Origin of the sequence: Thermomicrobium sp. CFH 73360 (assembly GCF_023806465.1) — a bacterium.
Lineage (GTDB): Bacteria > Chloroflexota > Chloroflexia > Thermomicrobiales > Thermomicrobiaceae > Thermomicrobium.
In genome coordinates, this window is record NZ_JAMSLS010000002.1 from 729,658 (window position 1) to 754,304 (window position 24,647).

The window sequence follows — 24,647 nt, forward strand, 5'->3', positions numbered from 1 at the left end:
GTCAAGCGAGGTCGAGCGGCCAGATTGGCCGGCGGATGTTGCGGAAGGGGAGGCGAGTCAGGTCGCTCCCTGTGATCCCTGGGCCTTCCACGAGCACCACCCGCTCGGCAATCGGCTCGAAGGCTGCGCGAAAGTGTCCCTTGCCCTTCAGTGCGAGGATGCGTTGCTCGGTCGGCTCAATCCCGTGCGATCGGAAGACATTGAGGTCAATCGGCGACTCGGCACGCTCTGTCACGATGACGGCGATTCCCTCGACCTCGAGCACAACTGTTCGGCCCAGATCCACCGTCACTCCAGCGTGCATCGGGCCGGCATTCACATACCGTCCGTCCGAGAGCAGCCGGACCACTCCCCGGACGGCCAGCGGTGGACCATGCAAGTTGTCGGTCTTCCCACCGAGCAAGACGTCCATCGTCGCGCGCACGCCCGCCTGACAGCAGGAGGCTACAACCTCGGGGTCTCGCACCAGCGCGAGAGCAGCTGGTCGTGCCTCTTGCCGGAGCAAGAAGCGCAAGAGCTCTACGCTGTCGCCAGGACCGCCAGTCCAAGGGTTGTCGGCGATATCAACCAGCACGAGTGGCCCACGTTCGATCGCACGGATAGCTGCCGCTGCTTCGTCCCACGTTGCTACTCCCCCGAGAAAGCCATGGCGGAGTTCCCAAGCGAGCGCGGCCAACTCGTCAGCGAGCTGTCGTGCGAGCGCTGGGTCCCCATCGGTTGTAACCAAGATACTCAACCCGGCTTCCGGAACGTCGGCGGGCGGGAAACCGCCGGCGATCGTCACGTCCAGCACACGCGGATCATCTTCCATCGCCTCAGCTCGGTCGAGAAGCGTGCGCATTGGTGGGCGATCGGTCGTCATCCGTTGGGACGTCGGCAGCATCGGCGGCTTGACCAACACGGCAGTCGGACGAACGTTACCACGTAGCAAGCGAAAGAGAAGCTGACCAGCTTGCCGTCCGCGCTCTCGCTGATCAACATGCGGGTAGGCATGGTAACCAAGGAGAATGTTGGCCTGCTCGACCATGAGAGAGCTGATATTGGCGTGTAGGTCGAGTACGGCAACGATCGGGACACGTGGCCCAACCAGCTCCCGCAGCCGACGGAGAAGTTCTCCATCACCGTCGGATACGTGTTCGGCGACCATCGCACCGTGCAGTGAGAGCAGGATGCCGTCGAGCGGCTGCGCGTGCTCGATACCCGCGAGAAGCTCTGCGACCAGTGTCTCGTATGCCTCACGGGTGACTTTTCCCGCGGGCGTGATCCACACGGAAAACAGGGGCAGGAGCTCTAGTCCCAGTTCTGCGGCGGCGTCGATGAAGCCGGCGAGCACTGTCGCGGTGTCGCGTGCCTGTTCAAGGACAGCAGCTCCGCGGGCAATCCCGCAACGCTCGATGAAGGCCAGGTCGACCGGCACGCTGGAAAAGGAGTTCGTCTCGTGAGACAGTTCAGCGATCGCAATGCGCAGGCGAGCCATACTTCCTCACCCGGCGAATGGTGGGAGCCCCAGCAGTTGCCGTGCCTCGCTCGGCGTCGCAGGTTCGCGGCCGAGTTCGCGGGCGATGCGAACGATCCGGGCCACAAGCGGTGCGTTTCCCTCGGCGAGGACGCGGTAGGAATAGTAGATGTTGTCTTCAAGTCCCGTTCGCACGTGCCCGCCCATCACCAAGGCCGCCACGTTCATTGGCAGCTGGTGTCGGCCAATTGCACAGACTGACCAGAGCGAACCTGCTGGGAGTTGTCGCACCATATGTGCAAGTTGCTCGACCGTCGCTGGTGCTCCACCACGAACGCCAAGCACCATCTGGAACCAATAGGGAGGCTGGATTAGTCTCCGCTCGATGAAACGTTTGGCCGTTTCGATGAATCCGCTATCGAAGCATTCGATTTCCGGCTTGACGCCGTGTGCCTGCATTTCCTGGGCAAGTGCTTCGAGGAACTGTGGCGAGTTGACGAAGACGCGGTCACCGAAGTTGACTGATCCGGCGTCGAACGAGGCGATGTCCGGGCGCAAGCGCACCGGTGCGATCCGTTCCTCGTCCGGAACGATACCCGCACCTCCGCCGGTCGAGAAATTGAGCACGATGTCACAGCCCTCCGCGCGAATGAGGTCGCGCACGCGTGCGTAGCGCGCGGGATCACTCGTCACGCGGCCGTGTTCGTCACGGACATGGATATGGACGATCGCGGCACCCTCACGCCAGCAGCGGATTGCCTCGGCCGCGATCTCCTCTTCGGTAATCGGGACGTAGGGGGTTTGCTCTCGTGTCGTCCAGCTGCCAGTCGTCGCGACCGAGATGATCACCTTCTCCATCGCCTGCCTCCTTGGTCACGCGAGCGGGATCCGCTCGAAGGCGACACGGCAAGGCGCACCAGGGGCGACCCAGAGTTCTCGCCTTGTCACGTCGATCACGAGCCCGGCGATCGTCCGGCTTGCATGATCCGCTGCTGGGTCGAGGTGCTTGCAGAGAGCGTTCGGCTGATTGGCGTGGTCGCGGAGCAGTGCTTGAAGTGTCTCAACGGTGTGTTGGCCTGCAGCCAGTGTCAGCAAGCGCTGCGCACGATTGCGTCGAAGTTGGGAATCGAGTGTGTCGCCCTCCTCCAGGCTGCGTAGTTCTGGGGCGAGGACGTGATTCGCGTGCGAGAACGGCTCGTTCCCTACATAGTGAAGCGCGTACTGTCGTCCAGTGACCTCGATGTCGTAGATCTCTCCATCAGCGGTTGCGATGAGGTGGTTGTTCCCATTAGCACGCTCTGGTAGGAGCGCGGCCTGGATTGCTCTGGCCAGTGTCGAGGCGCGCAGTACCTCACGGTAGAGGAACAACTTTGGAACACCAATCCGGAGGTCCGTTACCTGCAACGCGTTGCCCGTCGAGCCGATCCCGACCTCGTTGACACCCTGATAGAGGAAAAGGCCGCCGTAGGCAAAGGCAACAAAGGCCGGCTCATCCGCTGGTCGCACGCGAACCACAGAGACTCGCTCATGGCGGCAGGGAAGAGCGTCCTCGTTGTGGGCGAGGAGCACACTGCCGTCATTCGACGCTTCTGCTGGGACGGCAAGACTGGTGCACCCCTCTTTCATGCGGATACGGCGGGCCAGGAACAGCGTCTCCTGGAGCGCGTTCAGGCTGACGAGCGCATCGACATCCACACCGGCAGCGCGTGCAAGCGCAGCGAGTTCCTCGGCAGTCTTTGGAAGGTTCCCCTCAAGGTCGTCACGGAGACGTCGAGCCAGATCGAGTGCCAGATCCCAGGAGATCCCGCGCCTTGCGAGTTCCTGGCGATGCCGCGTGATTGCCTCGGGCAGTATCACCTCAAGAGCGCGGCCGATTGTCTCTCCAATCGCCGCCGGTGAGCCGCTCGCCTCGATGACCTGGACCGAGGACATCGTCACCCGTCTCCTGTCAGGGCCTGCTCACGTGCTCGTCGGGCCTGAGCAGGATCCCAGTAGGCTGGTTGTCGGCTAATCCGCTCTTGGCCACCCATGTATGGTCGGAGCACAGCAGGGATCTCGATTGATCCGTCCGGCTGCTGATAGTTCTCCATGATCGCGATGAGCGTCCGTGGCAGTGCCAACCCGGAACCGTTCAAGGTATGGACAAACTGCGGCCGCGCACCTTCGCTCGGGCGGAAGCGGATGTTGGCGCGGCGTGCCTGGAAGTCGCGGAAGTTCGAGCAGGACGACACTTCAAGCCACTCCTGGGAGCCGGGTGCCCAGACTTCCAGGTCGAACTTCTTGGCAGCAGTGAATGACAGGTCGCCGGTACACATCTGAACAACGCGATAGGGTAACTCGAGGTGACGCAGCACGTCCTCGGCATCTGCGACGAGCCGCTGCAACTCCTCGTCCGAGCGTTCTGGCTCAACAAACTTGACCATTTCGACTTTCTCGAACTGGTGCACGCGCTTGATGCCGCGCACATCACGGCCAGCGGAGACCTTTTCTTTGCGGAAGCATGGAGTCGCGGCCACAAGATAGATCGGCAATGAGCCAGGTGGCAGGATCTCGTCACGGAAGAGGTTCGTGACCGGGACTTCTGCTGTCGGGATCAGCCAGAGGTCGGTTTCTTCGTCGTGGTAGAGGTTATCGCCAAATTTCGGAAGGTTTCCGGTGCCGACCATTGCCTCACGCCGGACGAGGAATGGTGGGTAGACCTCAAGATACCCGTGCTTGGTGACATGCAAGTCGATCATCCACGTGATAAGTGCCCGCTGCAGCCGGGCCAAGTCTCCCCGTAGGACGTAGAAGCGGCTACCAGCGATCTTGACCCCTCGTTCGAAGTCGATCAACCCAAGTTCTTCGGCCAGTTCCCAGTGCGGCTTGACCGGGAAGTCGAACTGGCGCGGTTCGCCCCAATGTCGAACAACCACGTTAAAGCTTTCATCCGGGCCGACCGGGACATCAGGGTCAGGTAAATTTGGTACCTCAAGCAAGAGTGCTTGGAGTCGCTCCTCGACCGCTGTGAGCTCACGATCCAGTTCCTCGATGCGGTCACCAAGCGCGCGCATTGCGGCAATCGCTGCCTCCCGTTCTGTGCCGGGTGAGAGCCCAGCGATGCGCCGCGACTCCGCGTTCCGTTGCGCTTTCAGTTGCTCCACCTCGGCAACGAGCCTGCGGCGTCGTTCATCGAGTTCGAGAATCTCGTCAATTGGCGCCTCGGTGTTCAGCTTCCGCAGCGCCTCGCGGATCGTCTCCGGATGCTCGCGAATAAGCCTGAGGTCGAGCATGTCCCCCCCTTCGGCAGTGTGTCCCGCCCGAGCATGGATCGCCCGCGCGATCGTTCGAGTTATCGACTGCGCTGGCCCTTGACGTCAAGATCGGGGAGGAATTTCAGCCAGCTCTCATGCACTGGTGAGCGGAGCACGCGTTGGACGAGGTAGTACCGTCCTGGGCGTGGCTCGAAAGGCTGGCGCAAGAGCTGCATTCGCGCTTCGGCAAGCGACTTGCCTCCCTTGCGATGGTTACAGGTCCGGCAGGCACTGACGACGTTCTCCCAGGTGTGCGGACCGCCGCGGGAACGCGGCACGACATGGTCGATCGTCAGGTCATGGGTGCGTACGCCGCAGTACTGGCAGGTGTAGTTATCGCGGAGAAAGACCTCGCGGCGGCAGAGTTTCACGCGCACCGGGGGACGCTTGACCAAGCTCAGAAGGCGGATGACAGACGGTGCTGGGAAGCACCGTTGTGCCGAGGCCACCTCATGCTCGTAGGTCTCCAGGATCTCTGCCTTGCCGGAGAGCCAGAGGACGAGCGCCCGACGCACCGTTGCGACATGCAGCGGCTCGTAGTTTTGGTTGAGCACGAGAACTGGTCGGTGGCCATTGAGGGACACAAGGCCATTACCTTGGGAAGAGAAGTCCAAGGCAACGTGACCGTTGTGGCGTTGGAGAGGATCGGTGTCCGACACGTCTACGTTCCGTTCGACCGTGTTACAGACTGCCGGTGCTGGTCGTGCCCGCCGCATCTTACCAGCACTGCGCCCAACGATGGGTCGCTTTCAATCATACCGAGCGCAAGCGCCGTCGGCCATGTATCAGAAGGCGGGGGAGTGCTGTACCTTCTTGCAGCGCGATTCACTCAGCACTGGAGTCACCATGCTGGGAAGACGGGTGTCTGGTGCCCACATTGGTCCTACTGCCTGAGGGAAGCCACTGCGGGTAATACCCGCCGCAACGCTTGCCCCGTGTAGGAATGCTCGACGGTCGTCAGCTCCTCCGGCGTTCCAGTCGCGACGACATACCCGCCAGCCGCACCACCCTCCGGACCGAGATCGATGACGTAGTCGGCGCACTTGATCACGTCGAGGTTATGCTCGATCACGATGACCGTGTTTCCAGCATCGGTAAGCCGTTGCAGGACCGCGAGGAGCCGCTCGATGTCGGCGAAGTGCAGCCCGGTCGTCGGCTCGTCCAGGATATAGAGGGTGCGACCGGTTGCCCGGCGGCTGAGTTCCGTCGCCAGTTTTACCCGTTGCGCTTCTCCTCCGGAGAGCGTTGTGGCCGGCTGTCCCAGCTTGATATAGCCCAACCCAACGTCGGAGAGTGTCTGCAGTTTGGCGCGGATTGCCGGGAATGCCTCGAAGAAGACAAGTGCCTCATCGACCGTCATGTCCAGGACATCGGCGATACTTTTGCCGCGATACGTGATCTCCAGCGCTTCGCGGTTATAGCGCCTGCCATGACAGACCTCACAGGGGACATAGACGTCTGGCAGAAACTGCATCGAAATTTGAATGACGCCTTGTCCCTCGCAGGCCTCGCAGCGTCCGCCCTTCACGTTAAACGAGAAGCGGCCTGGTGCATAGCCACGCGCCTTTGCCTCTGGCAGCGAGGCATAGAGTTCGCGAATCGGTGTGAAGGCGCCGGTGTACGTCGCTGGATTCGAGCGAGGTGTCCGCCCAATCGGACTTTGGTCGATATTGATCACCTTGTCGATATGCTCAAGCCCCTCGATTGCATCATGCGCTCCTGGCCGCTCCTTCGCTCGGTAGAAGAGCTGCGCAAGTCGTCGGTAGAGCGTATCGACGACGAGCGTACTCTTCCCGGAACCCGAAACGCCAGTGACGCAAATGAAGCAACCGAGGGGGAAGGCCACGTCGATGTTCTTCAGGTTGTTCTCGCGGGCACCTCGAACGATCAGCCACTTGCCGTTACCCGGACGTCGTCGCTCGGGGACCGCGATTCGGCGGGCACCGCTCAGGTACTGTCCGGTGATCGACTCTGGCGTGTTGACGATCACCTCCAACGGACCGGCTGCGACAACCCGACCCCCGTGCTCTCCAGCACCCGGCCCGATATCAATGATCCAGTCGGCTGCGCGAATTGTCTCCTCGTCGTGCTCGACGACGATCACCGTGTTCCCAAGGTCGCGCAGGCGCAGCAGTGTCCGGATAAGCCGCCCATTGTCGCGCGGGTGCAGCCCGATACTTGGCTCGTCCAGCACATAGAGTACGCCCATCAGCCGACTGCCAATCTGCGTTGCTAGCCGGATCCGCTGCGCTTCACCACCGGAGAGGGTCGCAGTCGGACGGTCAAGCATCAAGTAGTCGAGTCCAACGTCGACCAAAAAGCTTAGCCGTTCGCGGATCTCCTTGAGAATCTGGTGGGCAATCCGTCGCTCTCGTTCGGTGAGTGGCGTCCGTGTCTCGTCAGCGAGCTCGTCAAAGAACGCGAGCGCCTCCCCGATCGCCATCCGTGTGACTTCGACGATGGACCGGCCAGCGACCGTCACCGCCCGGCTCTCCGGTCGCAGTCGCGACCCTCCGCACGCTGGACATGGGTAGGCTGCCATGTATTGCTCGATCTCAGCGCGGACGTAGTCCGAGTTCGTGCTCGCGTAGCGGCGACGCAGGCTTGGGATGACCCCTTCAAAGGTCGCGACGTATGTCCGTTCACGGCCGCTCTTCCCAGCGTAGCGGAGGGAGACCGAGCGCCCGCCGTCCCCATACAGGATGAGGTGCTTGATACGTTCAGGGAGCTCGCGCCAGGGAACGTCTGTACGGAATCGTTCCGTGCGAGCCAATGCGCGCAAGAGGGCAAGGTACCACTCGTTACTCTCGCGTCCTTCCTTGAACCACGGGGCGATCGCCCCCTCGTCTAGTGAGCGATCCGGATCGGGAATGATGAGATCGGGATCGAACTCCAGCTTACTGCCGAGCCCGTCACAGGCCGGACAGGCGCCATGGGGACTATTGAACGAGAAGCTCCGTGGCTCCAGTTCTGGCAAACTGATACCGCAAACGACACACGCGTTCCGCTCCGAAAAGACAATCGGTTCCCCTTCGAGCGGCTGGACGATCGCAATACCGCCGCCGAGCTTGACTGCCGTCTCCAGTGCCTCGACGACGCGAAGGTGGAAAGCGTGCGCGTCGTCCGGCTCACGTGCCCGCACAATCAAGCGGTCAACGACGACCTCGATCGTATGCCGCTTGGTCTTGGCCAGCGTGATCGGCTCCTCCAAGTCACGGAGTTCCCCGTCGATCCGCACACGGGTAAAGCCGGCACGACGGAGCTCCTCCAGGACGCCCTGATGCTCCCCCTTGCGATCCTTCACCACCGGCGCGAGGATGAAGAATCGCGTGCCCTCGGGAAGCGCCTCGACCTGTTCAGCCATCTGCTGGACTGTTTGCGCTTGAATCGGACGCTCGCACTGCGGGCAGTGTGGCTTGCCGATGCGAGCGTAGAGGAGCCGCAGGTAGTCGTAAATCTCCGTTTGTGTCCCAACAGTTGAACGCGGGTTGTGACTCGCGGCCTTCTGGTCAATGGAGATCGCCGGCGAAAGTCCCTCGATCTGATCGACGTCCGGTTTCTCCATGAGACCGAGGAACTGGCGAGCGTAGGCGGAGAGTGATTCCACGTAGCGGCGCTGCCCCTCGGCGTAGATGGTGTCGAAGGCCAGACTCGACTTGCCGGAGCCCGAAAGCCCCGTGATGACCACCAGCTTGTCGCGAGGGATCTCGACGTCAATGTTTTTGAGGTTGTGCTCGCGAGCGCCGCGGACGATGATCTTGTCGCTGGCCATGGAACTCCCCCGCCCGTGTCCGGACACGGGCACCGGACTATTGTAGCAGTGGGTGGGACACGCGTTTGACCAACTGGCACGGGTGGGTAGTTTGGCTAGGAATGAGCAGGATGTACTCACACGTCAACTGGCGATTGGCAATGAGTATTGCTGTGGGGCTTCTGGGAGCAGCGAGTGCGCTCGCGTTCGTCTGGCTGCTCGTCGTCCTCCGCGATCTGGTCGTGCTCGGTTTCCTCTCCTTGCTCGTCGCCGCGACACTCAGCCGGCCGGTGGCCTGGCTGGAGCGGCATCGCGTTCCTTCGGGGGTTGCCGTGCTGCTCGTCTTCATTTTGGTTGGATGTGTAGCGGTAGCACTCACGTTCCTCATCGTGCCGCCGCTCGTCGTCCAGGCGCTCGGGTTGCGTAACGAACTCCCCGTGTTGGTGCAGCACCTCGAGCACCTGCGCGCACTCTACGAGGAAATCCGTACGACCTATCCGGAACTTGTGCCGCTCGAGCCGCAGCTGGAAGCGACGATCGCGCAGGCACTCTCTGGGCTCGCACGTTGGCTGATGCTGCTTCCACAGCGTGTTTTCGCGACATTGCTTGATCTGGTGGCGGTCATCGCGCTGAGCAGCATGATTGTTGTCCATCGGCGGCGCCTTCTCGCGACGCTCCTCGCGATTTCGCCACCGGCACAGCGCGAGACAGTCGCTGCTATGGTTGTGGAACTCTGGCGCCGACTCGGCTCGTATATCGGGGCGAAACTGACGGTGATGGGGATCGTCGGTGGAGCCACGGCGCTGGCCCTGTGCCTGCTTGGTGTTCCCTCTCTATTGCTCCTTGGGCTTTTCGTCGCGCTTGGTGAACTGATTCCTCGCATCGGTCCTTGGCTAGCGCGGCTGCCACTCTTCACGATCGCTGCTCTTGTTGGATGGGTGCCCCTGGTGATGACGGTGATTACGTCGGTCGTCATCCAGAACCTCAAAGGGCTTGTAATTGCCCCGTTGGTCGAAGGTGAGCGTCTAGACGTCCATCCACTCGTCGCGCTTTTCTCGCCGTTCTGGCCGGCGCGAAGCTCTTCGGTGTCGCCGGAGCTGCGTTACCGCTGCCAGCCGCGGCAGCGCTGGATGTGATTGCCGACCACATCCTTGTACCCCGGCTGCAACAGTGGAGCGCAAGCATAGGAGCCCAGGCGTCTTGTGAGTGTAGCCAGGAGACCACCAATTGAAGCAGAGACCGCTTTCATAAGTGGGGGCACCGGCGACTGCCGGTGCCCCGTACTGAGAGCAGATGAGCTGCCAGTAAGGGTCAGGGTGTCCAACTCATCGTTTGTGTTACCTGGGGTTCTGTGGGTTGACATGTACCATTTGTGTTGAGATCCCAGCAGACGGTCACGGGAACCGTGGTGTTTGTGCCCCAGATCTCGACCGTGGCGATGCCGAACATGGACGTGTTCACGATCTGCGGGCTCGGCCCACCATTGATCATCAACCCTGGACCGCTGACGATCAACTGCTGGGCTGATATCTGCACCCCGTTCTCGTCCACCGTCTGGGCAACGAGAAAGGTATGCACTCCGTTCTTAAAGCCTGGTCCAGGACCATAGTCCACCCGCAGTGCACGGTCGGCTGTCGCCACGTTGAACGCCGCTGAGCCGTCGTTCTGGACGTCATAATTGACGTTGTTCGTGATGGCCACAACTTGACCGCTTCCTGGTGCCTGGCTTACTCGTACCTGGCCTTGGAAATTGTTGGGCAGTGCACCATAGTTCGGCGCGTACACAGTCACGGCGCCTCGTGGGGCGATCACCGCCAAAGTCAGCGGCGACGGTGGTTGCGCCGTGCCAGCGGCGTCAAAAAAGTCGACAGTTACCGTGGCCGGTGTTGTGGCGCTGATGTTAAAGATCTGGACACCGCTGTTGTCGTTCCCACTGACCCCCTGTTTCTGATAGAGCGGTACGCGGAGCACGGGCGCGCTGACCGGGTCATTGATGCCCATCGAGGTCAACGCTTGCCCGACGTCTTGACCACCACCAGTGTACTTGACGGCATCCACCGAGACGACAATTGGCGCACTGCTCGTCAACACGGCTTGTGCCAGCTGGCCACCACTTCCCGACAAGTAATCGAAGTTCATGCTGTTGCCTGGTATGGTGAGGTTCTTCGTCCCAAGCAGGCTCCCGGTGGTACTGTAGTAGTTGATCGTCACGTTTGCTGGTCCCCCACCGACATTCGTCACCGCGATCCCCGTGTTCCAGTCAAAGTAGGCCTGGAAGACAAGCGGGATGTACACCGTCGGGCTCAAGCTGGTCACAGGCAGTGCCACGTTCGTCAGCGCCATGTTGACCGGTGTGCCCCACGGCTGCGTCGGCTTGACCCGATCGACCGAAGCTGCCAAGAAGCAGCCAGGTCCTTGGATGCGCGCGGTGCCCAACCAGCCGGTTGGGAGCCCGGCGGCTTGCAGGTCGAGGTTCCAGGTTGCTCCGGCAGCGATCGACTGAGACAGGAGGTGCGTCTGCGCACCGCTTGGATGCTGGTAGAAGAGAGCGGTCGCTGCACAGGGGCCACCGCCGAAGTTGGTAATGTGGATCACAGTCTTCCAACCGTTGTAATTGGCTTGGGCAATTGGCACAGCGAGGTCGCTCCCCAATCCCTGCTGCTGACTCAGACCGCTATAGCCACTGACCATGACATGACTGTTGCTGGTGCGGCCGTTCGTCGATGGGGCAGGAGCAACCAACTTCACTGCGGCGCTCAAGCGCGCTGGCCGACAGGGAAAGTCGTAGGCGACGACGACTTGATAGGTTGAGTTAGTCGCCGGTTCAGCGCCGCCTGGTGTCCAGTCGATGTTGAGTGTTGTCCCGACCTGATTCCAGGCATAAACGACTGGTGGATACCAGGTCGATCCCTGACTGACCGAGACATGTGTCACGTTGACGCCACCGGGCACGGTGAGCGTGACGGTGTCCGCGGAGTTGGCTGGTGCTTGGCGCGTCACCGTGTACTGCTGAACAGCCTGGCTAGCACAGGCGCCTACCTCGTGCCCGAAGAGCAAAAGCCCGCCGCCGGGGTTGGTGCCAAACAGGGCGGCAGCAGCAAGTGCGGTCGAGCCGTTCCCTGGAATGTTCACCGTGGTGATTGGTGTGCCATCAGCTTTGGCAATATCGACGGCGACGGCGAAGGAACTCGCATTGGCGATCTGCACCACGCCATGCCACGGACCAGTCCCAGCCAGTAGCTCATTGTTCGGCACATAGGGAATGATCAGCTGGTCGTTCACTTGCCATGTGCTGCTGACCGGGGTCATCGGTGTCCAGAGGGCCGCTGCTGGTGCCAGCTGGGCAGCAAAGGCCGCGGCAACGAGTATGAGTGCGAGAAGGAGTCGTCTCATTCGCTGTGGCATCGTTCGTCCCCCTTCTGTGTCACGTCCGGTACTCATCCGGTCATGATGACTTGCCCGCTGTTGGTTGCCCCACCTCCCTCCTGCAAGGTCTTTCGATAGTCCAGTGACCTCGCGACGACTTGCAGGTCCTACCGTATGCTCTTCAGGGCACTTCACGGTATCCATAATGTTCCCACTTCGTATGACATGCGTCAACTAAAAGAGGCATGTATCGGTACGAGTCAGATCGATCATCGGTGCAAGGAGGGCTGGCCACCGCGTCGTGTTGCCATGACACATGCCTCGTTCCCTTGTGGATTCTTGGTGCATTGCGTCGTCTCCTTTTCGTGATGAGAGGTACTTGCTGCGCCGACAACCAAAAGGTCTATCGTTGCGAGTGTGTAGCGTGTCGTCTTCTCCCACTTCCGTCGTGTCTCTCCCCACTCTTGAGAACGTGGAAGCCCGCCCTGGTGTTACAGCACCTTGGGCGGGCTGGACGGTGAAGGTGACCAACAGGTTCAGCGTACGAGGAGCAACATTGGGTGCTCAAGCAGGTGCTGCACCGCTGCAAGAAAGCGTGCTGCTGCCGCACCGTCGGCGACCCGGTGATCAGTGGAAAGCGTCATCCGCATGCGACGCACCGGAACCGGCTCATCGCTTCCCTCTCGGTAGACCGGCTCGCGCACGATACTTCCGACAGCGAGAATCGCCGCCTGTGGCGGGTTGATGATGGCGGTAAAGTGTTCCACGAGACCAAACATCCCAAGGTTGGAAATGGTAAAGGTGCCGCCCTGATACTCCTCGGGCCGGAGCCGCTCTTCTCGGGCACGGGCAATCAAGTCTTTCGTGAGGCGTGCGATCTCCCCCAGAGGTTTATGGTCAGCGTCGGGAATGAACGGCGCAATGAGACCATGTTCGGTTGCAACAGCGATATTGATGTCGATCCGCTTGTAGATGCGAAGCTGGTTGGGCGGGACAAAGCTGGCATTAAGCGTCGGAAAGTCGCGGAGTGCTAGCGCACAGGCTTTGATCAAGAGATCGGTCACCGAGACCCGTTCCTCTTCTGGGACCTGTGCGTTGATCTGCTCCCGCAAGTTCAGGAGCTCGTCGACCTCGGCGACTGTGGTGACAAAGAAGTGCGGAGCCTGCTGGAAGCTCTCGGCCATGCGCCGAGCGATCGTCTGGCGCATGCGGCTGAGTTCGACAAGTTCGAATTCCGGCAAACCTGGTGGTGCGGGTGGTGCAGCCGGTGGTGCGGCAGGTGGTGCAGGTGGGGCGGCTGGTGGTGGCGGCGGTGGGGCAGCTGGCGGTGCAGCTGGAAGTTCTGGTGCCACCGGAGCGCGCGGTGCAGCAAGAAGCGCCAAGATGTCTTCCTTGACAATGCGCCCACCGGGACCGCTGCCACGCACTTTCGAGAGATCGATGCCATGCTCGGCTGCGAGCCTCCGGACGAGGGGTGAGGCGCGGACTCGTTCACCAGGTACGAGGATCGCTTCCTCGGCAGGTGCAACGGTCGCGCTGGGGGGTGGCGGAGCTGCTGGTGCAGCGGGCGCTGCAGCACCGACGGCTGCTCCGGCTGGTACCGCTTCCTCTTCGAGCTTCTCCCCCGGTTCTCCGATGATCGCGATCGGCTGGCCGACCGGAACCGTTTCTCCTTCCTTGGCAACGAGTTTCAAGAGAACGCCTGAGGCGAACGATTCAATTTCAAGATTGACCTTGTCGGTCTCGATTTCGGCGATCGGCTCGCCGCGCTCGACCCGATCGCCCTCGTGCTTGAGCCAGCGGAGTATTGTGCCTTCTTTCATGTCATACCCCATCTGGGGCATGACGAGTGGTCGTGCCATCTGGTTCCCTCCGTCCCCAGCTCGCTCGCGCTAGCGAGTTAGTGGCGCCGGCAAGCGCTGATAGAGCACCTCCCGAACCGCTTCAATAACTCGATCCTTGTTTGGTACCACAAGACGCTCCAAATTACGGGCGTACGGCATCGGTACTTCGACGCTCGCCACGCGCAGGATCGGGGCATCGAGGTAATCCAGCGCTCGCTCTTGAACCGCTGCTGCGATCTCGGCACCAACACCGAAGGATTTCCATCCTTCCTCGACGATCACGAGGCGGTTCGTCTTCTGCACTGAGCGGACGATCGTCTCGACGTCGAGCGGGCGTAATACCCGTAGGTCGATGACCTCACACTCGATCCCCGCCCGGGCGAGTTCCTCGGCTGCCCCGAGCGCGAGGTAGTATCCGCGCAGCCAGGAGACGATGGTCACGTCCTGACCCTCGCGTCGGACTTCGGCCCCTTCCAGCGGCAGGACGAAGTCTTCTCCGTCCGGCACCTCACCGCGATTGCGATAGATGAGCGAATGTTCGATGAAAATGACCGGGTCATTGCCACGGACGGCTGCCTTGAGAAACCCTTTCGCGTCCTTTGGAACAGCCGGTGCCACGACACGAAGCCCCGGGACATAAGCGAAATAGTTCTCAAAGAACTGCGAGTGTGTCGCGGCGAGCTGCCCGAAGCCCTCGACTGTCCGTACCACCACCGGCGCGGTGAACTGCCCGTTAAACATGTAGTAGATCTTCGCCAGATGGTTCACAATCTGGTCCATGGCCAGGAGGGAGAAGTTGATGGTCATGAGCTCGACGACTGGTCGCAGACCGCCAATGGCAGCACCGACGCCCAATCCCACAATCCCGAGCTCAGCGATCGGTGTATCACGGACGCGTTCCGGACCAAACTCCTGAAGAAAGCCTCGCGTGACGGCGTACGATCCGCCGTACGCTCCAATATCCTCACCCATCAGGAAGACGCGCTCATCGCGATACATCTCCTCGCGCAACGCCTCGCGCAGCGCGTCGCGGTATGTGATTTCGCGTGCCATCCTCTACCCCTCTCTAGCTGACCGTGATCGGGTCGGCATAGACAAACTGGGTGAGCGTCGCGGGATCGGGGTCTGGGCTCTCATCGGCGAACCGCACTGCTTCGGCGACTGCTTCCTCAACAGCTCGATCGAGCGCTGCGAGTTCCTCGATCGTTGCCACGTTGTGCGTTAGGAGCTGCTCGCGCAAGCGCGTGATCGGGTCACGGTGTCGTCGCCACTCCTCGACTTCTTCCTTGGAGCGATAGGTCTCGGGGTCGGCCATCGAATGGCCGCGATACCGGTAGGTCAGGGCTTCCAGAAAGTAGGGGCCGTTGCCGCTGCGGCAGTGGTCGAGCGCCCGCTTGGTTGCCTCGTAGACGGCAATGACATCCTGTCCGTCCACTTGCTCCGCCGGGATGTCGTAGGCACAAGCCTTGCGATACATCTCGCGAACCGCTGAAGCATATTGCACTGCCGTACCCATGCCATACTGGTTGTTCTCACAAAGGAAGAGGACGGGGAGTTTCCAGAGCGCGGCGAAGTTGAGCGCCTCGTGGAAGGCGCCATTGTTAGTCGCGCCGTCACCGAAGATTGCGACGGCGACCCGACGCTGGTTCAAGTACTTGCTGGCCAGCCCAAGCCCCGCGGCAATTGGTAGCAAGCCTGCCACGATGGCGTAGCCGCCCCAAAAGTGTTTCGAGGCATCAGCAAAGTGCATTGACCCGCCACGACCCCCAACGAGTCCAGTTGCCTTGCCAAAGAGTTCGGCCATACAGCGCCGTGGATCCAGTCCCAGCGCCAGTGCATATCCGTGATCCCGGTAATGTGTTACGAGGTGGTCTTCCGGGTCCATCGCCCGGATCGCCCCTACCGCCACCGCCTCTTCACCGATATAGAGATGCAAGAATCCAGCGATCTTGCCGAGCGCATACTGTTCAGCTGCCACTTCTTCGAAACGCCGGATCAGCACCATCAGACGGTACATCTCGAGGAGTTCGCTCTTGGGGAGGGCTACCCCAGGCAGCTGACCATCAACTGTACTGGTCATCACATCCCTCCTGTCTTCAATCTCCTTGGTCGCAATCGGCCCGCTGTGTTCGACGGGCCCCACTGCACTGTGGTGCTTGCGACCTCCGCTGCGACGGTATCCCGGCACAACCGTCGCTTATGATACCCCAGGGTGGAGCTTATACCCAATCTGCCGCAGGAAGGTCATCCGCTTTGCGATATCCTCTTCCCCTTCGATCCCCAACGGCTTAAAGCCGTCCGCCACACCGAGCACGGCGCGTTGCTCGCCGAGATCGGCCAGGACGACTTCGGCCGGATTGGCGGTAGCGCAGAAGATGGTGCAAACCTCAACGACGTTGCGAACAGCTGGCAGCACATTGATTGGATAGACATTGCCGAGCATGATCAGAAAACAGTGACCAGCCGCAATGTTCATGACATTGCGTCGCGCCAGCTCGGTGAGTTCCGGATCGGTTCCGCTCCAGCGCACCAGCCGTGGTCCTGAGGCCTCACTGAAGGCGAGCCCGAATTTGATGCCAGGCACGGCATTCACGAGTGCTTCGTGTAAATCTTCTACCGTCTTGATGAAGTGGCTGTGCCCGAAAATGATGTTGACGTGATCAGGCTTTTCGATCCGCACTGTGACGAGTTCAATCGGCATGTTCGTCTCCTTTCCTGTCTTACGGCACCACGACTGCACGTCCCTTGACACGTCCGTCGCGCAGATCGCGTAATGCCTGGTTGATCTGCGTGAGCGGGTAATAGGTCACTGCGACCTTGATCCGTCCCTCCCCGACCAACTCCATCAGTTCCGCCAGCTCGGCATACGTGCCGACCAGATTCCCAAGAATTGCCTTCTCCTGGTTGACGAGCTCCATCGTCGGGACCTCCAGCCGTCCGCCATAGCCGATGACGAAGTAGGCTCCACCGCGTCGGGTCATGGCGAGTCCTTGGGCAGGAGTCAATCCTTCCCCAACGAAGTCCAGCACTACTGCTGCGCCGCGTTCGCCAGTCCGCTGCCGCACTTCGCTGACCACATCAGTCTCCGTGCCCGCCTGGATCGTCCACGTTGCGCCGAGCTCGTGTGCCAGGTGGAGTGCCAATTCGGAGCGATCGATGACGATCGTGCGTACACCCGCGAGTACCTGCAGGAGCTGGAAGGCGATGTGTCCCAGGCCCCCAAAGCCGATCAGTACCACCGTGTCTCCTGGATCGAGCCAGCGCAATGCTCGCTTCACTGCGTGGTAGGCCGTTAGGCCCGCATCGGCGTGGGGGGCAACCGCCCGCGGCGAGACACCATCCGGCAGTCGCACAAGATTTCTCTCCTTTGTCAGGAGAAATTCGGCAAAGCCACCATCGCGCGTGAGTCCTGGGAATTCGCCGTTCTCGCAGTACATATCTTGGCCACGTCGGCAGGCGAGGCATGTCCCATCGGTTACTTGCGGGTAGACGATTACCGGATCGCCAGGTTTGAAACGCTGGACGCCGGAGCCGACTGCAGCGACAAATCCAGCGTTCTCGTGGCCTAAGGTGTAGGGTAGCCTCATGGGGATATGGTCGCGGAACTGTCCCTCGATAATGTGGAGGTCAGTCCGGCAGACGCCAGCGCCATCAATGCGGACGATGACATCGTCCGGCTCGACAATGGTTGGATCAGGTAGCTCCTCCAGCACCAGGTACTCTGGCCCTTCCAGGCTCGTGTCGTACCGGTGCAAGCGCGCGGCGCGCATTGTCCTTGTCCTTCCCACGAATTCGTGCCGGTACATCAGAGATCGTAACACGCATGCGCGACTCGGTCGAACGCTCCGAAAGGAGCGAGCGGTTCCTTCAGTCGAGTTCGTACTGCAAGAGCAGCCATTCCTCCCGGTGGCCTTCCCAGGCGAAGCCCATGTGCTCTCGGAAGACTCGGCCGAACCTCATAAGGCATGCCCATCACAGTGATGGGAGAAAGTAACGTGACTGCACCCGCCGTCGCGGACGGACGATGCGTCTTCATGAGGAAGGCTCTTGAGGCTCCGACTGATCCCTCGACCATGGGAAACCGCAGGCTCTGTTCTCCTGGTAGGGGCGCTTCGGCGCGTTCTGTTCTCGCGCAGTCGGCGAGTGCTGTATGGAGAGAGTCCTCCTTGTGACCGGAACGGGCAGCTTCGTGGGGGGCACGAGGATCCTGATGGGCGAGGGTGAGGCGATCGCCCTCGTGCACGGTCCACGTTGCGTGCCACAGGCGAGGGGACTATGCTGATCTGCTCGTCAGAGCAGCGAAGCACAGGGGGGATGATGGGAGAAAGTCGCAAGAGTCCGTGTCAGCGCCGGGCGAAGATCGTGGCCACGATCGGCCCTGCTTCCTGGGACGAGGCGATTCTCCGGGAACTGATCGCCGCTGGCGTTGATGTCTTTCGGGTCAATGCCGCGCACAATGCACCAGAAGAGCGTCGTGCCATCGTCGCACGCCTGCGTGCTGCCGCGGAGGCTGCTGGCCGGCCGATTGCAATCTTGCAGGATCTGGCGAGCTGGAAGCCACGTACCGGCCCTCTTGGGGGGGAGCCGTTTCGGCTCCTTCGAGAGATGCGTATTCGGCTTGTACCAGGGAACGAGCCGATTACGCCGGATCGGATCAGCATCGACGATCCGGAACTCGTGGCGTGCCTGCAGCCTGGCCACCGCGTGTTGATCAGTGACGGCCTGATCGAACTCGTCATCGAGGCGCGTGAAGGAGAAGAACTGATTGCGCGAGTTATGCGGGGTGGACAACTCCGAGGGCGCCAAGGCGTTGCCGTTCCGGGCGTGCTAGGGCGGCCGTTCAGGCTGAGCGAGCGCGATCGTGCAGATATTGCTTTCGCGGTCGAGCACGGGCTGGAGTACATCGGCGTGAGCTTTGTGACTGCACCGGAGGACGTTTTGGCTGTACGTCAGGTGGTGCAGGAACTCGGCGGTCGGGTGCGACTGGTCGCCAAGATTGAACGACCGGAAGCCTTAACAGCCATCCGAGAGATTGCGCGGGTCAGTGACGCGCTCATGGTGGCACGCGGTGACCTTGGAGTTCAGCTGCCGCCAGAGGAAGTGCCAGTCGCGCAGAAGCGCATCATCCGCGTGGCCCGCGCGTCCGGCATTCCCTCCATCATCGCGACACAGATGCTGGAATCGATGACGATGCAGCCGATCCCGACACGCGCCGAAGTGAGTGACGTGGCCAATGCCGTGCTGGAGGGAGCCGATGCGCTCATGCTCAGTGCGGAGACCGCGACCGGACAATATCCGGTCGAGGCGGTCACGATGATGCACCGGATTATTGTCACAACAGAGCAGCATCTTGCCCCGATTCCTATTCCAGAGGAAGAAGAACCGACGACGATCGCAGCGACCATCGCTCGCACGGCGACGGACCTTGCACGCCGCTGGCGCGCCGTACGGGTGATTGTGGCCATCACCCGCAGCGGCTTCACTGCCCGTGAGGTGGCGCGTGAGCGACCGGGTGTCCCGATCGTCGCCGTGACGTGCGATCCATTCGTTGCCCGCCAACTTGCGCTTGTTTGGGGTGTCTCGCCGATTGCTGTTTCGGCGTTCGCAGAGACGAGTGAGGAGTTGATCGAGCAAGCTGCCCGTGCCGCGCGCACAACCGGCCTTGCTGCGCCACCGGATCATGCGGTCTTCATTGCTAGCTTGCGGTACTTCCCAGAGCCGGGACACGCCGATACTCTCCATCTCCGGCAGCTTTGATCAGGCCGGGTATGCCTTGATCGCATCGTCCGACTGTCAGGAGCGAACGCCGTGAGGAGAAGGTGGCGAGCCGCGGACTCTACGAGACCGAAGCTGTGGCGAAACGACAGAGAACTTTGCTTCACACCCATTCGCCTATGTGGACGGAACCAGCAGGAGTGGAAACACTCGAGCGACTGGAGAGAAAGCAACGCTGCGCGTTCTTCTCAGAGGATTGCCCTGCGGCACACTATCCTGGTTTGCTTGTGGCCCAAACCTTTGGGTGGACGGTGAGCACGGGGGTCAGGGAGGGCGTCCTCGGGTGCTTGGATCGCTTCAAAAAGTCGCCTGATATTGTGGGGCAGCAGAGATTGGACCGGTGGGGGAGCAAGATCCTCTGCCTGATTGGGAGGCAGAGATCCGCGAGTGCTGTTGCCCTTGCGTATGGATACGAGGCGTGTTATAGTGAAATTAATAGCCGAGGGTACCGCGCGCGTGGTCGAGGCGACAGTGAGGGCCTGTCTCCCCGAACTCATCTCGGCGGCGAATCCCCAAGGCTAGAGTGAGTACTGGTTCCGGAGGCGAACAGCGTGAGCTGTTCGCCAAGAAGAGTTCCTAAGGAGACCCACGAGATGAGTTTCGGGTTCACTGACAAGGTCCTGACTTGCCGCGACTGCGGCACGCAGTTCGTTTTCACCGCTGGCGAGCAGCAGTTCTATGCGGACAAGGGGTTCACCAACGAGCCTTCCCGCTGTCCGACGTGCCGCCAGGCCGCCCGCGCTCGGCGCGGTGGGCGTGGTGATGCACCCTCGTACCGCAGCCGAGAGCCGCGCGAGTCGCGACAAGATCGCCCGATGTATCCGGCGATCTGCAGCGATTGCGGTCGCGAGACGATGGTTCCCTTCCTGCCCCGGCAGGATCGGCCGGTCTACTGCTCGGACTGCTTCCGCGCTCGGCGGCAAGTCTCGTCCGGCTACTGATCCTCGTATCCACTGAGAACGGACGCCACCCAGTTGCCCTCGCTGGGTGGTGTCGCGTTTTCTCAGCGTCGCTTGATCGGAACACCCCCGCGGTTCAATGCCTCTAGTGTCTTCGACCCCTCGAGGTAGTGAACGGTGATCGCACCGAGCGTGATCTGATCCCCATCTTTCACGATTGCTTGACGGACCGGCGTGCCGTTGATCCGCGTGCCGTTCCGGCTCTCACGGTCGTGCAACTCGTAGCGGCCGTCTGGCCGTCGCACCAGTTCCGCGTGATAGGCCGAAACGGTCGGATGGTCGATGACAATATCGTTGTTCGGATAGCGACCGATGCGGATCCGTTCCTGCTCGAGGAAGACTGTACGCCCAGGCATGACCAGCCGAGGTGTGCTCTGGCGTCGTCGGCGGGCCCGGGTACCGAGCGGCCGAACCACTGCATCCCAGATGTCGCCGACGCGTTCCACAAGACCAGGCGCGATCATGGTCAACGGTGCAGCGAAGACAAAAAAGATTGCCGCGCCGCTGACCAAGGTCAGCGCGTCTCGTCCCCATTCCTCAGCCATGCGTGCGACCCAGTAGAGCTCCACGATCCAAATGACAATGAGCGCGAGAAAGAGGATCCCCAGCCACACTTGCGTGCTCACCCGACGTCCTCCGCTCCCTCTGTTCCGGGCTGAGGTCGAGCGGCGCGGCGATTCACCTGCCCCGCTCTCGTCCCGCTCCGCCGCTCAGGTATCTTTCAGTATAGCGCTCCCCGAGTGCCTGTCCGAGTCTCCTTCGAACGCCGTGAGAAGAGCCGTGAGCGCGTCGATACCGGGTGCATCGCTTGCGACCAGACGCCGGATTGTGCGCTGGAGCTCCGTGCGGATAAATCGCTGGCGTTCTTCATTCCCGATTGCTCCAGAGCATGCCTGCCATCCCAGTGCCAGCGTCTCCAGCACAGTGCGAGCATGGGCTGGCTCAAGTTCCTCGAGCGTCGCCGCGAGGAGCGTCCAGCTTGCCTCGGTCGGCTTCGGCAGGTCAGCAACCAGCACACTCGTGGCAAGGAGGACGGGAACTCCGAGTGTCGCTGGAACGCGATCGACGAGTAACGGGGCGAGGTCTTGGACGAGTTCCCAGGCCAGTTGCGGCTGGAGGCCTGTCACACGAGCAAGTTCGCGACGGTAACTGAGTTCCGTGCTGTCACCGCTGAACCAGCGCAGCCATTCGGTCGCTCGTCGTTGTCGTTCAGACTCGGTTCGGGCGCGACGGAGCAAACCCGGCATCGTACTCACCGGACGGGGACTGCGGTGCTCTGACGTTGGACGATGATATTGTGGACTATCCGTGTGGCCATGACGAGGAGGACGCTCAATCCAAGCCCCAGCGCCAACGGCAACCGCGCGTCGATTTTGTAGAGTGGGCCAGCGACGAAGGGGGCGACCGTAGTCCCCAGGCCACCCAGAATCTCGGCGAGCGCAAAGACGCGTGAGCGCAGATGTTCGCGTGTCACTACTCCGAAAACAGCATAGAAAGCAGACCAGGCGACGAGAAATCCGCCACGGAGGAGGTAAGCGACGAGGAAAATGCGGAAATCGCTCCCCAGCAGTAAGAGGGTGAATCCACCGGCGACTGCCGCGGTTGCAATCAGCAACGTATGAAACGGATCTCCGAGCCAGCGGATTCGGCTCACGCCGAGACTGAGAAGCGTACTCCCGAGCGCCGCGATCGAACCAAGCCAGCCGATGCGTTCCAGGCTGATACCATGCACCTCTTGCAGGTAATTGGGAGCGAGAACCCACCCAAGCATCATGCCACCGATCGTTGTCACCATCAGGCCGGCCACAAGGAGAATTGGACGCTCAGCGAGGAGTTCGCGATAAGACCCCCCTCCCCGAGTGACGGTAGCATGTGGCGGAATGCGCACCGTCGCAAAGACGAGCGCCGCAGCGGCAGTCGTCAGACCGGCAGCGATCAGCGTCGAGCGGAGCCCCCAACGTTCAGCCAACCAGCCCGCGGCTGCTGGTGTGGCGATTGTGGCAATCGAAGGCGCGACCGTATAGATCAAGGTGAAGTACCGTGTTCGTTCCTCCCCCTCACGACCGAGCCCTGCGATGAGTGTGCTGAGCGCTGGGAAGGCGATCACACCGGCATTGACCGCAAGAAGTCCAGGGAACAGTTGCCACCACTCCCGGACAGCAGCGCAGAGGAGAAAGCCAAGTGCAGCCAAACCACGCATTCCGGCGACGAGCAGGCGGAGCGAAGCGCGGTCCACGAGCCAGCTCGAGGGCAACAAGAAGAGGAGGCGGAGAATCCCGGAGATACCAATCACTAGACCGATCTCGGGTGGCGAGGCGCCCAGCGACGCGATATACAGCGGCCAGAGCGTGAAGAAGAAACCGACCGCTCCCTCATTGAGGAGCGATCCTGCGAAGAGCCGCCACGCGGTGGCGCGGGCAGCGCTGGAGTTGAGCGAACTGTCACTTCCCATCCCGCCCCCAGCCTATCCGCGCTAGTATACGAGGGTGTGGCCGTCCGGCCGCAACGAGAGACGAGCGTTCTGCCGGATCTCTCGGTCACCATAGCTCCTTCGGCTGTTTTCCGGAACTGCCTTGCTGGGCTGTGGTGCGTGAGCTGGATCAGCTGGATCGCTCTTTCATCAGAATGGGAAGGATCGCGGTGATGGTCGATCTCATTAGTGACACAGTAACGCGGCCGACGCCGGCGATGCGCCGCGTCATGGCCGAAGCAGAGGTCGGTGACGAGCAACTGGGCGAGGATCCCTCTGTCAACCGGTTGCAGGAGATGGTAGCCGAGCTCACTGGGAAGGAGGCAGCGCTCTTTCTTCCGTCTGGCACGATGTGCAACTTGATCGGCATCAAGGTACACACCCAGCCGGGCGACCGGATCCTGATTGAGCGGACGGCGCATCCGGTGACGTCGGAGGCTGGGGGGCCGGCGCTCGTGTGCGGAGTGATGACCCAACTCCTCGACGGGGTGCGCGGGGTCTTCACCGCAGAGCAAGTCGAGGAGGCAGCCGAACCGGGGGATGGGGTCCACACGCCACCGACGACGCTGGTGTGCCTTGAGAATACGCACAACCGTGGTGGGGGGAAGATTTGGCCGCTCGCGACGCTGGAAGCCGTCAGTGCGACAGCGCATCGGCTGGGGCTGAAAGTGCATCTGGATGGGGCACGGTTGCTCAATGCCGTGGTGGCGACGGGAATTCCGGCGCAGGTGTGGTGTCGGACGGTCGATACCGTTTGGATCGATCTGTCCAAAGGCTTGGGATGTCCTGTCGGTGCGGTGCTGGCGGGCGACCGGGAGACGATGCGGCGGGCGCGGCGCTACAAGCAGATGTTTGGGGGTGCCATGCGCCAGGCGGGGATTGTGGCGGCCGCGGGGATCTATGCCCTACAGCATCATGTCGAGCGCTTGGCGGAAGATCACGCCAATGCGCGGTTGCTTGCGGAAGGACTGGCGGAGACCCCAGGGATCGGGATTGATCCGGCGGAGGTAGAGACGAATATTGTCTTCTTTGATGTCCGAGACACGGGGATGACGGCCCAAGAGTTCACCCAAGCACTCCTCAGCGAAGGGGTTCGCATGGGAGCCATGGGGCGGTACCGCGTCCGGGCCGTGACGCACCTCGATGTCTCGCGGCAGGACATCGAGCGAGCGATTGCCGCGGTGCGTCGGGTGGTCCTGGCGCATCGCTGACGCTCAGCGAGCGATCCCGGCGAAGCGCCAAAGGTCGAGTTCAGGAAGAGGCGCGCCCAGTTGGGTGAAGAGTGTTGCCAACTGGGCGCGATGGGCGCAACCGTGCGCGATTGCCTGGGCGAAGATGACCCAGGCCGGAGTGGAAACGGCGCCGAAGGTTGGTGAGTTGAAGGAGATGATCTGGTCGGGCGGGATCGCCTGAGCCAGTTCGATGAGCGCTGCGCCGGTCCGCTCAAGCGATGCGCGAATCACTTCGAGATCGACATCGGATGGGAGCCGTTGAGGCTCCTCGTTGCACAAGCGGGAGACATAAACAGCCTCGGCGGTCGCCAAGTGCGCAAGCGTCGCGCGGATTGACCCGTAGACACCGGGTGGGGGTGGCGCGTCGAGGATGAGCGGATCGACGGTGCGGCAGTGGGCGAGCACCGCTTGGTTGGCCCACTGGTGAAAGCGCAGCAGCTCTTGCAAGACGCTCATCGCTCACACTCCCTGGCATTGGTACAGGTACACGTGGACCTGTGT

The 24,647-nt window shown here is 61.6% G+C and carries 20 protein-coding genes; 4 read left to right on the plus strand and 16 right to left on the minus strand.

Features of this window, described 5'->3' with window-relative positions:
- Window position 1: 1 nt before the first annotated feature.
- From NET03_RS06545 to uvrA, 6 genes are all read right to left on the minus strand, one after another.
- A complete protein-coding gene (locus NET03_RS06545; RefSeq protein WP_252128097.1) occupies window positions 2-1,477 on the minus strand; it encodes a M81 family metallopeptidase in 1,476 nt (491 codons plus the stop codon).
- Between the two features lie 6 nt (window positions 1,478-1,483).
- The gene (locus NET03_RS06550) at window positions 1,484-2,314 is read right to left on the minus strand and encodes a beta-keto acid cleavage family enzyme (RefSeq protein ID WP_252128098.1); all 831 of its coding nucleotides are present in this window, start codon (window positions 2,312-2,314) and stop codon (window positions 1,484-1,486) included.
- Between the two features lie 15 nt (window positions 2,315-2,329).
- Window positions 2,330-3,388, minus strand: a complete 1,059-nt coding sequence (locus NET03_RS06555) for a C45 family autoproteolytic acyltransferase/hydrolase (protein WP_252128099.1) — start codon at window positions 3,386-3,388, stop codon at window positions 2,330-2,332.
- Window positions 3,389-3,390: 2 nt separating this feature from the next.
- The gene (serS, locus tag NET03_RS06560; RefSeq protein WP_252128100.1) at window positions 3,391-4,728 is read right to left on the minus strand and encodes a serine--tRNA ligase; all 1,338 of its coding nucleotides are present in this window, start codon (window positions 4,726-4,728) and stop codon (window positions 3,391-3,393) included.
- A 59-nt stretch (window positions 4,729-4,787) separates the two neighbouring features.
- On the minus strand, window positions 4,788-5,408 hold the full coding sequence (locus tag NET03_RS06565; RefSeq protein ID WP_252128101.1) for an HNH endonuclease: 621 nt from the start codon (window positions 5,406-5,408) through the stop codon (window positions 4,788-4,790).
- A gap of 224 nt (window positions 5,409-5,632) precedes the next feature.
- Window positions 5,633-8,521, minus strand: a complete 2,889-nt coding sequence (gene uvrA, locus NET03_RS06570) for an excinuclease ABC subunit UvrA (RefSeq protein WP_252128102.1) — start codon at window positions 8,519-8,521, stop codon at window positions 5,633-5,635.
- Window positions 8,522-8,631: 110 nt separating this feature from the next.
- Between uvrA and NET03_RS06575 the strand changes: the two genes are divergently transcribed.
- The gene (locus NET03_RS06575; RefSeq protein WP_252128103.1) at window positions 8,632-9,636 is read left to right on the plus strand and encodes an AI-2E family transporter; all 1,005 of its coding nucleotides are present in this window, start codon (window positions 8,632-8,634) and stop codon (window positions 9,634-9,636) included.
- 175 nt (window positions 9,637-9,811) lie between these two features.
- Here the strand turns inward: NET03_RS06575 and NET03_RS06580 are convergent, their stop codons facing one another.
- The 6 genes from NET03_RS06580 to NET03_RS06605 all read right to left on the minus strand — a co-directional run bounded on the left by NET03_RS06580 (window position 9,812) and on the right by NET03_RS06605 (window position 17,480).
- On the minus strand, window positions 9,812-11,905 hold the full coding sequence (locus tag NET03_RS06580; protein ID WP_252128104.1) for a DUF4815 domain-containing protein: 2,094 nt from the start codon (window positions 11,903-11,905) through the stop codon (window positions 9,812-9,814).
- Between the two features lie 497 nt (window positions 11,906-12,402).
- Complete coding sequence (locus tag NET03_RS06585; protein WP_252128105.1) at window positions 12,403-13,728, minus strand: dihydrolipoamide acetyltransferase family protein; 1,326 nt, start codon at window positions 13,726-13,728, stop codon at window positions 12,403-12,405.
- 30 nt (window positions 13,729-13,758) lie between these two features.
- Window positions 13,759-14,763 carry an alpha-ketoacid dehydrogenase subunit beta gene (locus NET03_RS06590; RefSeq protein ID WP_252128106.1) on the minus strand — a complete coding sequence of 335 codons (1,005 nt, stop codon included), beginning with the start codon at window positions 14,761-14,763 and terminating at the stop codon, window positions 13,759-13,761.
- 13 nt (window positions 14,764-14,776) lie between these two features.
- The gene (pdhA, locus tag NET03_RS06595; RefSeq protein WP_252128107.1) at window positions 14,777-15,790 is read right to left on the minus strand and encodes a pyruvate dehydrogenase (acetyl-transferring) E1 component subunit alpha; all 1,014 of its coding nucleotides are present in this window, start codon (window positions 15,788-15,790) and stop codon (window positions 14,777-14,779) included.
- 117 nt (window positions 15,791-15,907) lie between these two features.
- On the minus strand, window positions 15,908-16,405 hold the full coding sequence (locus NET03_RS06600; RefSeq protein ID WP_353655791.1) for an adenosine-specific kinase: 498 nt from the start codon (window positions 16,403-16,405) through the stop codon (window positions 15,908-15,910).
- A gap of 25 nt (window positions 16,406-16,430) precedes the next feature.
- Window positions 16,431-17,480 (minus strand): NAD(P)-dependent alcohol dehydrogenase, encoded by a 1,050-nt coding sequence (locus NET03_RS06605; protein WP_252128109.1) that lies wholly within the window; start codon window positions 17,478-17,480, stop codon window positions 16,431-16,433.
- Window positions 17,481-18,024: 544 nt separating this feature from the next.
- Here NET03_RS06605 and pyk point away from each other — a divergent pair.
- Together pyk and NET03_RS06615 are read left to right on the plus strand one after the other, a co-directional pair.
- Entirely contained in the window at window positions 18,025-19,467 is a 1,443-nt protein-coding gene (pyk, locus tag NET03_RS06610) for a pyruvate kinase (protein WP_252128110.1), read from the plus strand.
- A 611-nt stretch (window positions 19,468-20,078) separates the two neighbouring features.
- Window positions 20,079-20,426, plus strand: coding sequence for a zinc-ribbon domain containing protein (locus NET03_RS06615; protein WP_252128111.1), 348 nt, complete (start codon window positions 20,079-20,081; stop codon window positions 20,424-20,426).
- Between the two features lie 62 nt (window positions 20,427-20,488).
- Here the strand turns inward: NET03_RS06615 and NET03_RS06620 are convergent, their stop codons facing one another.
- From NET03_RS06620 to NET03_RS06630, 3 genes are all read right to left on the minus strand, one after another.
- On the minus strand, window positions 20,489-21,070 hold the full coding sequence (locus NET03_RS06620) for an FHA domain-containing protein (protein WP_252128112.1): 582 nt from the start codon (window positions 21,068-21,070) through the stop codon (window positions 20,489-20,491).
- A gap of 84 nt (window positions 21,071-21,154) precedes the next feature.
- Window positions 21,155-21,691, minus strand: coding sequence for a hypothetical protein (locus NET03_RS06625; RefSeq protein WP_252128113.1), 537 nt, complete (start codon window positions 21,689-21,691; stop codon window positions 21,155-21,157).
- A 5-nt stretch (window positions 21,692-21,696) separates the two neighbouring features.
- On the minus strand, window positions 21,697-22,896 hold the full coding sequence (locus NET03_RS06630; protein WP_252128114.1) for an MFS transporter: 1,200 nt from the start codon (window positions 22,894-22,896) through the stop codon (window positions 21,697-21,699).
- A 191-nt stretch (window positions 22,897-23,087) separates the two neighbouring features.
- Here NET03_RS06630 and NET03_RS06635 point away from each other — a divergent pair, with 191 nt between their 5' ends.
- The gene (locus NET03_RS06635) at window positions 23,088-24,125 is read left to right on the plus strand and encodes a threonine aldolase family protein (protein WP_252128115.1); all 1,038 of its coding nucleotides are present in this window, start codon (window positions 23,088-23,090) and stop codon (window positions 24,123-24,125) included.
- Window positions 24,126-24,128: 3 nt separating this feature from the next.
- Here NET03_RS06635 and NET03_RS06640 read toward each other — a convergent pair whose 3' ends face one another.
- On the minus strand, window positions 24,129-24,602 hold the full coding sequence (locus NET03_RS06640) for a DinB family protein (protein ID WP_252128116.1): 474 nt from the start codon (window positions 24,600-24,602) through the stop codon (window positions 24,129-24,131).
- Between the last annotated feature and the right edge of the window lie 45 nt (window positions 24,603-24,647).

Bases quoted from the DNA above. Each gene is read 5' to 3' on its own strand.
- NET03_RS06575 (WP_252128103.1), top strand. From the start codon at position 8,632: ATGTACTCACACGTCAACTGGCGATTGGCAATGAGTATTGCTGTGGGG.
- NET03_RS06615 (WP_252128111.1), top strand. From the start codon at position 20,079: ATGAGTTTCGGGTTCACTGACAAGGTCCTGACTTGCCGCGACTGCGGC.
- NET03_RS06625 (WP_252128113.1), bottom strand. From the start codon at position 21,691: ATGCCGGGTTTGCTCCGTCGCGCCCGAACCGAGTCTGAACGACAACGA.
- NET03_RS06580 (WP_252128104.1), bottom strand. From the start codon at position 11,905: ATGCCACAGCGAATGAGACGACTCCTTCTCGCACTCATACTCGTTGCC.
- NET03_RS06630 (WP_252128114.1), bottom strand. From the start codon at position 22,896: ATGGGAAGTGACAGTTCGCTCAACTCCAGCGCTGCCCGCGCCACCGCG.
- serS (WP_252128100.1), bottom strand. From the start codon at position 4,728: ATGCTCGACCTCAGGCTTATTCGCGAGCATCCGGAGACGATCCGCGAG.
- NET03_RS06550 (WP_252128098.1), bottom strand. From the start codon at position 2,314: ATGGAGAAGGTGATCATCTCGGTCGCGACGACTGGCAGCTGGACGACA.
- uvrA (WP_252128102.1), bottom strand. From the start codon at position 8,521: ATGGCCAGCGACAAGATCATCGTCCGCGGCGCTCGCGAGCACAACCTC.
- pyk (WP_252128110.1), top strand. From the start codon at position 18,025: ATGATGGGAGAAAGTCGCAAGAGTCCGTGTCAGCGCCGGGCGAAGATC.
- pdhA (WP_252128107.1), bottom strand. From the start codon at position 15,790: ATGACCAGTACAGTTGATGGTCAGCTGCCTGGGGTAGCCCTCCCCAAG.
- NET03_RS06590 (WP_252128106.1), bottom strand. From the start codon at position 14,763: ATGGCACGCGAAATCACATACCGCGACGCGCTGCGCGAGGCGTTGCGC.
- NET03_RS06585 (WP_252128105.1), bottom strand. From the start codon at position 13,728: ATGGCACGACCACTCGTCATGCCCCAGATGGGGTATGACATGAAAGAA.
- NET03_RS06605 (WP_252128109.1), bottom strand. From the start codon at position 17,480: ATGCGCGCCGCGCGCTTGCACCGGTACGACACGAGCCTGGAAGGGCCA.
- NET03_RS06640 (WP_252128116.1), bottom strand. From the start codon at position 24,602: ATGAGCGTCTTGCAAGAGCTGCTGCGCTTTCACCAGTGGGCCAACCAA.
- NET03_RS06635 (WP_252128115.1), top strand. From the start codon at position 23,088: ATGGTCGATCTCATTAGTGACACAGTAACGCGGCCGACGCCGGCGATG.
- NET03_RS06555 (WP_252128099.1), bottom strand. From the start codon at position 3,388: ATGTCCTCGGTCCAGGTCATCGAGGCGAGCGGCTCACCGGCGGCGATT.
- NET03_RS06545 (WP_252128097.1), bottom strand. From the start codon at position 1,477: ATGGCTCGCCTGCGCATTGCGATCGCTGAACTGTCTCACGAGACGAAC.